Source organism: Maricaulis sp. ABE4_448 (assembly GCF_056160825.1).
Genome location: NZ_JBSWXX010000002.1, coordinates 459,368 through 470,472, shown reverse-complemented (window position 1 = coordinate 470,472; position 11,105 = coordinate 459,368). Strand labels below are relative to the sequence as shown.

11 protein-coding genes are annotated in these 11,105 nt (G+C 66.7%); 5 read left to right on the top strand and 6 right to left on the bottom strand.

Annotation, left to right across the window (positions count from 1 at the left end; genetic code table 11):
* Nucleotides 1–6 precede the first annotated feature (6 nt).
* The 3 genes from ACXAJV_RS08720 (at nucleotide 7) to ACXAJV_RS08710 (ending at nucleotide 2,975) form a co-directional block, all read left to right on the top strand.
* The gene (locus ACXAJV_RS08720; protein WP_475084288.1) at nucleotides 7–1,278 is read left to right on the top strand and encodes an alkaline phosphatase family protein; all 1,272 of its coding nucleotides are present in this window, start codon (nucleotides 7–9) and stop codon (nucleotides 1,276–1,278) included.
* A 65-nt stretch (nucleotides 1,279–1,343) separates the two neighbouring features.
* Entirely contained in the window at nucleotides 1,344–2,384 is a 1,041-nt protein-coding gene (locus tag ACXAJV_RS08715; protein ID WP_475084286.1) for a Kelch repeat-containing protein, read from the top strand.
* Nucleotides 2,385–2,411: 27 nt separating this feature from the next.
* Nucleotides 2,412–2,975 carry a superoxide dismutase family protein gene (locus ACXAJV_RS08710; RefSeq protein ID WP_475084285.1) on the top strand — a complete coding sequence of 188 codons (564 nt, stop codon included), beginning with the start codon at nucleotides 2,412–2,414 and terminating at the stop codon, nucleotides 2,973–2,975.
* Between the two features lie 3 nt (nucleotides 2,976–2,978).
* Here the strand turns inward: ACXAJV_RS08710 and ACXAJV_RS08705 are convergent, their stop codons facing one another.
* From ACXAJV_RS08705 to ACXAJV_RS08680, 6 genes are all read right to left on the bottom strand, one after another.
* Nucleotides 2,979–3,443 (bottom strand): DUF2269 family protein, encoded by a 465-nt coding sequence (locus ACXAJV_RS08705; protein ID WP_475084282.1) that lies wholly within the window; start codon nucleotides 3,441–3,443, stop codon nucleotides 2,979–2,981.
* Nucleotides 3,443–4,738, bottom strand: a complete 1,296-nt coding sequence (locus tag ACXAJV_RS08700; protein ID WP_475084279.1) for an SDR family oxidoreductase — start codon at nucleotides 4,736–4,738, stop codon at nucleotides 3,443–3,445. Before ACXAJV_RS08700 ends, ACXAJV_RS08705 begins: the two co-directional genes overlap by 1 nt.
* 60 nt (nucleotides 4,739–4,798) lie before the next feature.
* A complete protein-coding gene (locus ACXAJV_RS08695) occupies nucleotides 4,799–6,352 on the bottom strand; it encodes a serine hydrolase domain-containing protein (protein WP_475084277.1) in 1,554 nt (517 codons plus the stop codon).
* A gap of 68 nt (nucleotides 6,353–6,420) precedes the next feature.
* Entirely contained in the window at nucleotides 6,421–8,076 is a 1,656-nt protein-coding gene (locus tag ACXAJV_RS08690) for an ankyrin repeat domain-containing protein (protein WP_475084274.1), read from the bottom strand.
* The gene (locus tag ACXAJV_RS08685; RefSeq protein WP_475084272.1) at nucleotides 8,073–8,468 is read right to left on the bottom strand and encodes a BlaI/MecI/CopY family transcriptional regulator; all 396 of its coding nucleotides are present in this window, start codon (nucleotides 8,466–8,468) and stop codon (nucleotides 8,073–8,075) included. The genes ACXAJV_RS08690 and ACXAJV_RS08685 overlap by 4 nt, the downstream gene beginning before the upstream one ends.
* A gap of 322 nt (nucleotides 8,469–8,790) precedes the next feature.
* Nucleotides 8,791–9,294 (bottom strand): single-stranded DNA-binding protein, encoded by a 504-nt coding sequence (locus ACXAJV_RS08680; RefSeq protein ID WP_475084269.1) that lies wholly within the window; start codon nucleotides 9,292–9,294, stop codon nucleotides 8,791–8,793.
* 813 nt (nucleotides 9,295–10,107) lie between these two features.
* Here ACXAJV_RS08680 and ACXAJV_RS08675 point away from each other — a divergent pair.
* Nucleotides 10,108–10,437, top strand: coding sequence for a PadR family transcriptional regulator (locus ACXAJV_RS08675; protein WP_475084267.1), 330 nt, complete (start codon nucleotides 10,108–10,110; stop codon nucleotides 10,435–10,437).
* A complete protein-coding gene (locus tag ACXAJV_RS08670; protein ID WP_475084264.1) occupies nucleotides 10,437–10,970 on the top strand; it encodes a DUF2812 domain-containing protein in 534 nt (177 codons plus the stop codon). Before ACXAJV_RS08675 ends, ACXAJV_RS08670 begins: the two co-directional genes overlap by 1 nt.
* Nucleotides 10,971–11,105: the final 135 nt, after the last annotated feature.

The window sequence follows — 11,105 nt, the reverse complement described above, 5'->3', positions numbered from 1 at the left end:
CCCGTTATGCGTCTTGCCGCCCTTGCCTCCTTGGCCACCACGGTCCTTCTGGCTGCCTGCAGCCACGTCCCGTCGCGCGCGCAGCAGGAGGATCCGATCGTGCTGATGATCGGCCTGGACGGCCTGCGCTATGACGCGATCGACCGCTGGGATGCCCCCAACCTGCAGGCGCTCGCCGATCGCGGCACGCGTCCGGAACGCATGATTCCCGTCATGCCGTCGAAGACCTTCGTGAATTTCTACTCCATCGCCACGGGTCTCTATCCCGAGCATCACGGCATGATTTCCAACTCGCCCTGGGACCCGACAGCCCGCCGTCATTTCTCCAATTCCGAAGGTGGCCCTCAGGACCCGTTCTGGTGGCAGGGCGAGCCGGTCTGGATCACGGCCGAACGCCAGGGCCTGCGCAGCCACATCATGTTCTGGCTGGGTTCGGAAAGCCCGGTCGAGGGCGATCTGGCCAGCGTCTGGCACCCCTATGAGCACAACAAGCCCTATGACGAGCGCGTTGACGAAGTGCTCGCCTGGTTTGATGGGCCGGCCGACGAGCAGCCGCGCTTCGCCGCGGTCTATTTCGACCATGTCGACACGATCACCCACCGCTCCGGCCCGTTCACGCCGGAAGAAGGCGAAGCCGTTGCGGAAGTCGACCGGCTGGTCGGGGAGATCGTCGACGGTCTTGAAGAACGCGGCCTGCTGGACCGGACCAATATCATCATCGTGTCCGACCATGGCATGTCCGCCGTCTCGACCGAGCGCGTCATCCGCATCGATGAGCTGGCTGATCTGGACGGCATCCTGTTCGAGGAAGGCATGGGCTCCTACGGCATGGGTCTGGAGCCCTTCCTGATGGGCTATGGCAGCGAGGAAGACGTCAATCGCGTCTACCACGCACTGCAGGGCGCCGATCCGCGCATCATGGCCTATCGCCGCGAGGACTATCCGGACCACTGGCGCTTCAACCACCCCGATCGCGGTCCCGACCTCTTCATCCTGGCCCAGCCCGACTGGCTGATCACCTCGTCGCGCACCGATCTGAGCAATCCCTACCACGCCTCGCTGCACGGCATGCACGGCTATGACAACCGCGCGGAAAGCATGGGCGCGACCTTCATCGGCGCCGGCCCGGTCTTCCCGCAGGGCACCCGTCCGACAGCGTTCGAGAACGTCAATGTCTACGGCATCATCGCCTGTGCGCTGGACATCGAACCGGTACCGACCGATGGCGATCCGGCCGAGATCGCCCGCATCACCGGCGGCAACTGCCCCGCCGAGTAGTACGCAGGGGACTGGTCAATCCGCGTCGTATCCGGTTCACTTCTCCCGCCTTTCGGGAGAGACGCATGAACACGCTGACACGACGCGGATTTGTCTCCGCCAGCCTGGCCGCCGGGCTTGTCCCGCCGGCCCTTGCCCGGACATCTGCCGAGACATCACCGTGGAGACCGGCCACGCCACTGCCGGTACGCACCCAGGAAATCTATCCGGCCGTGCTGCACGGGCGCATCTACCTGGCCGGCGGGCTGTCGCCCGATGCCGGGGTGACGCAGGGCGGCATGGGTATTCTCGACCGGGTCTTCTACTGGTCCCCGGGTCCGCACCTGGGCGGAAGCTGGGCGGAGGTCGCCGCCCTGCCCGAACCGCGCCACCACCCCAATCTGGTCGGTCATGACGACGCGATCTTCGCGATCGGCGGCTTCCATGCGGCCCAAGGCGGTGCCTGGCACATGCTCCCGGCCAGCACGCGCTACGATCCCGATGCCGATACCTGGCAGGAGGTCGCGCCCCTGCCGGCTCCCTTTGCCGAGACCTGCGCCGTCTCGCTGCCCTCCGGCATTCATGTCGCCACCGGCCGTCAACCCGCAGGCGAGGCCAATGCCAACTGGCCGGACCATACCGACAGCAGCGCGCATTTCGTCTACGACGCCGCAGAGGATCGCTGGCGCCGGGCCGCCCCTAATCCGAACCCCCGCAACTCAGCCGCCGGTGTTGCCCTGGACGGGCGTTTCCATGTGATCGGCGGGCGCCGTGTCGGCGCGGGCAATGAGCCCCATCACGAGGCCTATGATCCGCAGACAGACACCTGGCACACGCTCGCCCCGTTGCCGCAGGGCCAGGGCGGGCTGGCGGCGGCTGTCGCCCATGGCCGCATCCACGCCTTTGGCGGCGAGTGGTTCGGCGATGATGGCGGTGGTGTCTATCCGGAAATGTGGATCTATGACCCGGCCGCCGATGCCTGGCAGGCCGGTCCGCCCATGCGCACGCCGCGCCACGGGCTGGGCGGTGTTGCTATCGACAATCGCATCTTCGCCATCGCCGGCGCGACCGGCCCGAGTGCACAGGGAACGACCGGCGGGGTGGAAGTGTACGCACCGGCACCCTAACTCAAGGGTAACTCGCCGGAGCCTCCCATGCTGATCCGAAGTATCCTCGCGCTTGCCCTCACCGCCCTGGCCTCCACGACCATGGCCCAGTCACCGGATGCGGTGTCCGGGGAGCCGCCGGCAACGGTCCGCGTACCCATCAGCGGGCATAATGGCGACCCCTTGTCCGGGCTGGCCGTCTTTACCGAGGGCCCGCAGGGCGTGCTGATCCGGCTGCGCGTCAACGATCTGCCGGTTCAGGCGCGCGGCCAGTGGCATGCCATCCACCTGCACGAGACGGCCGACTGTTCCGGCCGCGGCTTCACGGCTTCGGGCGGCCATATCAATCCGGACAGCGTGGCGCACGGCCTGCTCAACCCGATGGGTCCCGCTCCGGCCGACCTGCCGAATATCTGGGCTGATGCTGCCGGCAATATCCACGCCGAGCTCTATGCCACTGGCATCACCGTCACGGATGCCCCCGGCCGGGTGTCCCTGCTGGACGGCGACGGCTCCGCCATCGTCATCCATGCCCGACCGGACGATCACAGATCACAGCCGATCGGTGGCGCCGGCACGCGCATCGCCTGCGGTGCGATCACGGTCGAATAGGCGCTAGAAGCCCGGCTTGGTGATCATCAGGACGAAAATCCCGATCAGCGCGGCAAAGGCCGGCCAGCCCAGCACGAACCAGATCCGCATCAGACGGTGAACCTCCGGCGGGACAGCCCCACCCTCCGCCGTCGTGAGCCGGTCGCGCACGCGATACTGAATCCACACCACCGGCAGCCAGCAGGCCCCGATAAAGCCGTAGAGCCCGTAGCTGGCCAGCAGCCAGGGCGCGGTCAGCGGCCATCCGGCCAGATGCGCCAGCGCGATGCCGGACAAGGGCTGGATCACGACCGCACTCGCCGTGAACAGCCAGTCGGCCAGGACCACATGGCGCGCCGCGAGCGCAAAGCCCGCCCGCTCGCCGGAGCGCCAGGCCATCAACATGAAGAAGGCAATCGCCGCGCCGGATCCAAAGAGGACACAGGCCGAGAGAATGTGGACCAGCCGGGCGAGCACGTAGAGATCCATCAGCGCTCATCCTCCGTCGCCGCCACCAGCAGTGCCAGCGCCATCGCGGGAAACACCTTGATCACCGGGCCCAGCGGATCGGCCCACAGGTCCGGCGCCAGCCAGCTGATCCCGGCGATATAGCCAAGCGTGCCGGCAATCATCAGCGCCGCGACACCGCGCACGCGCCATTTGGCGAGCATCGCAAGCCCCACAGCGATGTCGAATAGCGAGGTCAGCCAGAACACGGCGGTACCTGCCGAACCTGTCAGCCCCGCTCCCGCCAGTACATCCATCGCGCCGGACCGGGCGACGGTCAGGGTCAGAAGCCCCGTCACCAGCCAGAACAGGCCCAGCAGCCAGCGCGCAAGCGGCCGCGCAAAGCCCAGCCGCGCCTGCCAGCGATCCTGCACACCGGCGGGATGAGCTGCGAGCCAGTCATGAAAGCCGCGCGGCCGGGCGCCGGTGGCCTCGATCCAGGGCGCCGGATCGCCTTCGACATCGAAGTCGAGCTGTTTGAGAGCGTTGCTGCGCAGGGGTGTGCGCACGCCCAGCCAGCCCAGAATATCCCCGGCCCGGAAGGCCGGGGCGGCCAGCCAGCGCGGCACCGGCCAGATACGGGTCTCGCCGAAACCGAGCCAGCGGCGATAGCCGCGCGCGGCATCGGCCAGGCTGACCCGTTCCGGCCCGGCCAGATCGAAGCTCTGCCGGGCCGGTGCGTCCGGCCGGGCAAGGTCCGCCACCGCCGCACACAGATCATCCATGCCGATGGGCCGGAAGACCTGCTGCCCGCCGACCAGGGGCGTGATCCAGGGAATACCGCACAGCGCGCGCAGCAGGGCCGTTCCGCCATAGACATTGCGGGCGATCACCAGTGAGGGGCGCAGGATCAGCCAGTCGAGATCGCGGGCTTTCAGCGCCGCCTCCCCCGCCAGCTTGTCCCGCGCATAGCTGGACCCGGCAGCCGCATCGACCCCGACCGCCGAGATGTGCAGCACTCGCCGGACACCGGCCTGTTCGCACGCCGCGAACAGGGCATCCGCCCCCGCGACATGGACCGCGCGGCTGTCATCGCCGAGCCCGTCCTGCAGCACGCCGACACAATTCACCACCGCATCGACGCCCGCCAGGCGCTCCGCCCAGTCTTCGGAACTATCGTGCCGGAAGTCGCAGGCGACCCAGTCGAGCCCGGGCGCGCGCCGTCGGGCGCTTTCCACGCCCCGGGCGGCCGCCACCACGGCGTGTCCGCCAGCGTGAAGATGCGCCGCGATATGGGACCCGATAAAGCCGGACGCTCCGGCAATGAGTATCTTCAAGGCGGCGCCCCTCCGGCCGAATCTGCAGCCAGTCTACAGCGCAGGGGCGCCGCCGGAAGATCAGTCCTGGCGCTGATAGTGCGACAGGGCGTTTTCCAGCCGCAGGGTCAGGCCCGTCGCCTCACCCAGCGCATTGCGATGAAACTCGACCTCCCAGACGCCCATCGTGTCGGCCATGTCGGCCAGCACGAAACGCGTCGGCGAGAGCGGGGTCAGCGGGCTGTAGCGATCGCCGCCGGCCCGGCCGATTTCCAGCTGGCCGTCCTGGACGCGCACCGCCAGCGGCAGTTCGAAAAACCCGCCGCTCATCTGTTCACGCAGCTCGACCGGGAAGCCGGAATCGACCGCATAGGCGCCCGAAAAATCCGCCAGAACGGCCGGATCGAGCCTCAGCTGCGGCGCCACGACCGGCGCATTGACCGGCCAGTCCATCGTGTCGGCAACCGCATTGCGGATCTCGTTGATCAGGGACCGCCCCCGGGCGCCATTGGTCAGAATGACCAGGCCGTCGCCCGTAGCCGGATGGCCCTCGATCCAGGCGCGATAGGAATTGTTCGTGCCGCCATGGTGGAAGACAAAGCTCTCGCCACTGCCGGTCACCCGCGGTCCCAGCCCGTGCTCGCCGGGCGCGATACGGGTCATCATGGCGAGGGCCCCGGATTGCGACAGCGGCCCCGCCTCGCCGCGATAGCTGTCGATCAGCCCGGCCACCAGCGCACCCAGATCATGGGCGCTCGTCCACAGGCCCGACGCCGCCATTTCCGGCATGGCCTCATAACCGCGCGGCAGGGCAACCGGTTCACCACCGCCATTGTGAGCGCGCGCGATATTGCCATGCTCGGGCGGCAGCGGATTGGTGTAGGTGCTGCGCGTCAGCCCCAGCGGCGCGAACAACTGGTCGCGCGCGACCGCCTCGAAGGGCGCGCCCATTACATCGCTGACCAGCAATTGCGCCAGCGTGTAGCCGCCGCCGGAATACTGATACCCCGTCCCCGTGCGGAATTCGCGCGCCAGCGGCTCGCCGCCGGCCGGGGCCGCACCGTCCAGCGTCGCGATCACATCCGGCAGGGCCTCGCCCGGCTGGAAATCGGCAAAGCCGTGAATGTTGAAGCCGGAGGTGTGCGAGAGAATGGCCCGCAGACTGACCGGCTCACCGGCAAAGGCATCGCGTTCGGCCGGCAGCTGCCAGGACGAGACCGTGTCCAGCACATCGGCATCCAGATCGAGATAGCCGGCTTCGGCCAGCCGCAGGATCAGCGTCGCCGTGACGACCTTGCTGACCGAGCCGGCGGAAAACACGGTGTGCGCATCGACCGGCGCGTCACCGCCGGCCTGCAACACGCCGAAACCGGCTTCATAGACCACCGCGCCATCATCAATCACCGCAACGGCAACGCCGGGCACGGCGTAGTGCGCCATGCGGCCTTCCAGTGTCCAGCTTTGCGGCGCGCCGGCCTGCTGGATGCGCGGCCGCAGATGATCGGCAAAGCCGGCGGCGCGCTGATCCGGGCTCTGGGCCTGGGCTGCCAGGACGATTGTGGTGGTGGCCGCAACGGCCAGACACGCGCCCAGCACAAAGGGTTTCGCCAGGCTGGCGAAAGAGGATTTCGTCATTGATGTCTCCAGAAGTTGAATCCCGCCGCCGCGCCTTGAATGGCTGGCGGCGGGTGTGGCAGCTGAGGCTAGCGGCCCGTCGGTTCCTGATGCGTGGCGCCATTCGCCTCCAGCCAGCGGACCATGTCGCGATGGCCGTTGCGACGCGCTTCACTGAGCGGCGAGCGGTATTCCTCGCGGCCGTCGCGGATATTGGCGAGCACGGTCAGCGACAGGTCGGCTCCGGCCTCGGCCAGGCGTTCGGCGACATCGACATGACCGCCCTGGGCCGCATTGATCAGCGGGGTCTCGTCGCCGCGGACATAGGCATTGGGGTCGGCGCCGGCTTCCAGCAGCAGATCAACCACGTCGCCCCGGCCGCGCAGTGCTGCTGCGATCAGGGCATTGCCGTCGCCAGAATAGGCTTCGTTCACATCGGCGCCGTAGGACAGGAGCATCTCCACCATCTCGTAGTCGCCGCGGGCGGCCGCCGCGATCAGCGGATTGCCGTCGCCGCGCACGCCCAGATCGGGATCGGCACCGGCCGCCAGCAGGATGCGGGCTGTCTCGCGCTCGCCATTGCGCGCGGCGGCTGTCAGCGCCGTACCGTCACCGGAGAAACGCACATCCGCATTGGCACCGTCGGCCAGCAGGGCCGAGACTTCGCCGGTGCGGCCGCGGCGGGCGGCATGGAAGAGGCGGGCATCGCGATCCAGCGCCTCGTCCAGCGAGCGCGGCACGGCGGCCGGCGCGTCCAGGGTGGCACCGACGCCCGGCGTCAGGATGAGACTTCCGGCAGCCAGCACGGGGAGGATGAGAGCAAAACGCATGACACTGTCCTTTCGATCGAGCGCACCGGGCGCTGTGAGGTGGCCGATACGGCGGGCCAGACCACTGCGGGTCGGCGCGGCCGCAAGAGCCAGGGAGGGCGTTTTCACGGCCGCTGCCGCGCTATCGAGCAGGGCCATGGCCAGGGCGCGGGGCTGACCGGTGATCCGGGCCGCCTGGCGGTCGCACAGGGCTTCGCGGGAACGGTCCAGCACCGGCAGAACCCAGCGCAGCGGCACCGCCCACCAGAACACCGCCATGATCGCCCGCACGGCCAGTGCGGCCCAGGTATCGCCGCGGCGCACATGGGCAATTTCGTGCTCGATCACGGGCCGGGCCGAGACGTCCAGGGCAAAGCCGCGCGGCACCAGGATCAAGGGCGCGGTGAAACCGGCCACCATGGGGCAGTTCACCTCGTCGCTTTCGGCCACCGGCAGGGCAAACGACATCGCCAGTTCCGCCGGCGGCACCGTGCGGCGCGCCCGCGCCTTGAGACGCTGCAGCGCGACCAGGTCGGCGGCCAGGCGCAGCAGCATGGCCAGCGTCACGGCCGCCCAGATTGCCAGTCCGATGCCGGCCGCCATGTCCGGCGAGACCGGCAGGCCGTCCATCAGGCTGGCCGTCTCGATATCGGGCAGTTCGGGCAGGCGCTCCTGCGCCTTGACGGGCGTGTCTGCCATATCCGCCGCAACCGGCGTTTCGATATAGACCGGCAAGGCCTGCTCCGGCGCCGATGGCCGCGGCAGGACCGCGACAAGAAAGACCAGGGGGACGGTCAGGATGGCGGCCAGCGCCAGATCGTGGCGCTCGCGCAGCCAGGCCTGCGGCGCGAACCGGTCGAAGACGGCAATACCGGCCGCCAGCACCGCCGCCGCGGTCAGCGCGAAACCGGCGGACGGGATCAGGGCCGCGATCATGGTTCGCCCTCCCCGCCGCTCTTGCGCAGCACTTCGGCACGCAGCGCCTCGATGTCTTCCAGCGTCAGCTGGTCGTCCTTCACCAGGTGCTGGGCCAGGCTCTGTGCAGATCCGCCGAACAGGGATTTCACCAGCGATCCCAGTGCCGAGGCCTGGGCGCCCTCACGCGACAGCAGCGCATGATAGATGTGGGCGCGACCATCCTTGCGGAAACCGACATAGCCCTTGCCGGCCATGATGCGCACCGTCGTCAGGACCGTGGTGTAGGCCAGGCCGTGATCCGGTGCGAGCACATCGGTGATCTCGCGCACGCTGGCCTCATCGCGATCCCACAGGACCGCCATGATGCGCTGCTCGGCATCGGTAAGCTGAGGAGAGGCAGGACGAGCCATCTACGAATTCCTTAGTTGATAGAGCCAACCTATCCCGGCCGGCGGCGCATTCAACTAAAAAATTAGTTATAGACTGCAAACGGAAGCGGGATTGGCGGCACGCGCGTCCCGCGGGGGCAATCGGGATGGCTCGACACGCCTGGGCGAACCGCCACCGGGAGGAACGCCCTTCCCCCAATACGTCATCCCCCGCTTGTCCGGGGGACCTCGTCCATCGGGTTGGGATAGCGCGAAAGAACAGGCCCCCTCAGACGGGACAGCCTGAATCCCCCGGACAAGCCGGGGGATGACGGCCGGTGTTACGGCGCCGGAGCATTCCCGACTAGAACGGGATCTCGTCGTCCAGGTCGGCGTTGGAGAAGTCTTCCTTGGGGCCTTCCATCGGGCGCGAACCGCCGCCCTGGCCACCCTGGCTGCCGAAGCTGTTGTCATAGCCGCCGCCGGACGAGCCCTGGAAGGAGCCACCGCCCTCGCCCTTGCCGTCGAGCATCTGCAGCTCGCCGCGGAAACGCTGCAGCACGACTTCGGTGGAGTATTTCTCCTGGCCGTTCTGGTCGGTCCATTTGCGGGTCTGCAGCTGACCCTCGATGTAAACCTTCATACCCTTTTTCAGGTAGTTCTCGGCGACCTTGGCCAGCTGATCGTTGAAGATCACGACGCGGTGCCATTCGGTCTTCTCGCGGCGCTCGCCGGAATTCTTGTCTCGCCAGCTCTCCGACGTGGCGATCGACAGGTTGACCACCGGATCGCCATTATTCATGCGGCGGATTTCCGGGTCGCGGCCCAGATTGCCCACCAGGATTACCTTGTTGACGCTTCCCGCCATCGCCCTTGCTCCGTCTTGTCGCGGCCGCCCTTTACGGACAGCCCATTTGTTCACATTATGTTCCGCAGGTCAACGCGGCCCGCGAGTCGCGCCGATTTGAAAGGAGGGGCTGGCGAGAGTCCAGAGAGGTCGGGAGCACAGACGCAGCCGATCGTGACGCTGGCCACCACGAATGAGCGCAAACGGTTTTGAAGGCGAAAGCAGCAGCGCCGGGCCAGCGGCGCATCAGGGAGGATGAGCCACCCTGACCGTAGCCCCCTCTGTTTCTGCTTTTAGGGGCTTTGTTTTCAAACTGGAGACGATGGTATGGGATTTTTTCCGCTTATCATCGCCTTTGACATGAAAAAGACCCGGACCACCTGGCAATTGCGGATCCGGGTCCTATTCGTAGTCTAAGGACAGGGGGTGGGCCGAGAGGCTCATCCCCGCTCCAGAAATATAGCATGCTTCCGGCGGACCGCAACGCGACACAAGATGCGGACATCGCCTCCATTCTGACGGTGGTTCCGCCCCGAACTACATGCCGGAAAGACAGTCTTCCCCGCCTGCATCACGCTCATCTCGTCCGGATCAGTCGCCGCAGAACCCAAAGACCTGCGCAAGGAAGACCTCCTCGGCCTCGGCAACGGCCACGACATTGCCCGCGCCGCCAAGACAGATCACAAGCCGCTCAGCTCGCCCCTTCACACCATGTTGCCATCTTGCCGCCGGCAAGAATCCGGCTGCTAGCGAGACGCACCCCTCTATATCGCCTCCCGATATATCGATTGACGTTATATCGGGAGGCGATATAGTAACGATGTTGGAGGCCCGATGTCCGATTCCCTACCGCCGGTGAGTGAAGCGATGTTCTACATTCTGATCGCACTCGCCGAACCCAGGCACGGCTACGCCGTCGCACAGCAGGCAGAAAAGATCAGTGCCGGACGCGTCAGCATTGGACCGGGCACGCTCTATGGCGCCCTGACGACGCTCACCGAACGCGGATGGATCGCCAGAGCCAGCTCTGAATCCGGCAACCGGCGCAAGACTTTCCGGCTCACGAAGACCGGCGCTGCGGCGCTTGGCGAGCAAATCAGCCGGCTGGAAGAGATGGTCGAACACGGACAGCAGGCGCTGGCGCTGATCGGAAAGGCGGACTGATGACCCACGAACAGGAACGGACAATCTGGCGCATCGGGGTGTTTTTCATGTGGCAAGACAGCGCCGAAGCCCGCTGGCTTGAGCGCATGGCCCGCGATGGCTGGCACCTTGTCGCTGTGAAAGCGTATTTTCTGTTCAAGTTTGCCAAGGGCGAACCCTGCGAGGTCCGCTATCATCACGACTTCATGTCCGAAACCACCCCGGACTATGCGGTGTTCTGTGCTGACGCGGGGTGGGAGCTGGTGTGTACCTGTCATTCCTGGGTGTATGTACGCACCCGGCCCGGCAGCGAGGCGACGGTCGATTTCTTCACCGACGCACCATCGCAGATCGTCAAATACCAGCGCGTCGCGCAGTCCAGCGCTATCATCAGTGCCGTCGTGACCTTGCTGACACTGGCGCTGCTGTACTGGATGCAGGGTTTCAGCTTCCTTTTTGGTGTGGTGGCAGCGACCCTGGCCGGCCTCGCGGCAACGGAATACGTGCTGGTACAGCGCAAAATCGAACGTCTTCGACGCAAAGCCTCTGTTTGAGACCGCCGCCTCCCGCCACAACGGTGTCAGGAAGCGCGTGTCACTGACTGGACGCTTGGGCGGCATGGCCTTATGTGAAAACAGTATACGCCGCAGGACACAGACGATTTCGTTCTCATAGTGTTCCGCGCCTTT

Excerpts from the sequence above, each read along its gene's own strand:
- ACXAJV_RS08710 (WP_475084285.1), top strand. The coding sequence starts at position 2,412 with ATGCTGATCCGAAGTATCCTCGCGCTTGCCCTCACCGCCCTGGCCTCC.
- ACXAJV_RS08690 (WP_475084274.1), bottom strand. The coding sequence starts at position 8,076 with ATGATCGCGGCCCTGATCCCGTCCGCCGGTTTCGCGCTGACCGCGGCG.
- ACXAJV_RS08695 (WP_475084277.1), bottom strand. The coding sequence starts at position 6,352 with ATGACGAAATCCTCTTTCGCCAGCCTGGCGAAACCCTTTGTGCTGGGC.
- ACXAJV_RS08685 (WP_475084272.1), bottom strand. The coding sequence starts at position 8,468 with ATGGCTCGTCCTGCCTCTCCTCAGCTTACCGATGCCGAGCAGCGCATC.
- ACXAJV_RS08670 (WP_475084264.1), top strand. The coding sequence starts at position 10,437 with ATGACCCACGAACAGGAACGGACAATCTGGCGCATCGGGGTGTTTTTC.
- ACXAJV_RS08720 (WP_475084288.1), top strand. The coding sequence starts at position 7 with ATGCGTCTTGCCGCCCTTGCCTCCTTGGCCACCACGGTCCTTCTGGCT.
- ACXAJV_RS08705 (WP_475084282.1), bottom strand. The coding sequence starts at position 3,443 with ATGGATCTCTACGTGCTCGCCCGGCTGGTCCACATTCTCTCGGCCTGT.
- ACXAJV_RS08715 (WP_475084286.1), top strand. The coding sequence starts at position 1,344 with ATGAACACGCTGACACGACGCGGATTTGTCTCCGCCAGCCTGGCCGCC.
- ACXAJV_RS08675 (WP_475084267.1), top strand. The coding sequence starts at position 10,108 with ATGTCCGATTCCCTACCGCCGGTGAGTGAAGCGATGTTCTACATTCTG.
- ACXAJV_RS08680 (WP_475084269.1), bottom strand. The coding sequence starts at position 9,294 with ATGGCGGGAAGCGTCAACAAGGTAATCCTGGTGGGCAATCTGGGCCGC.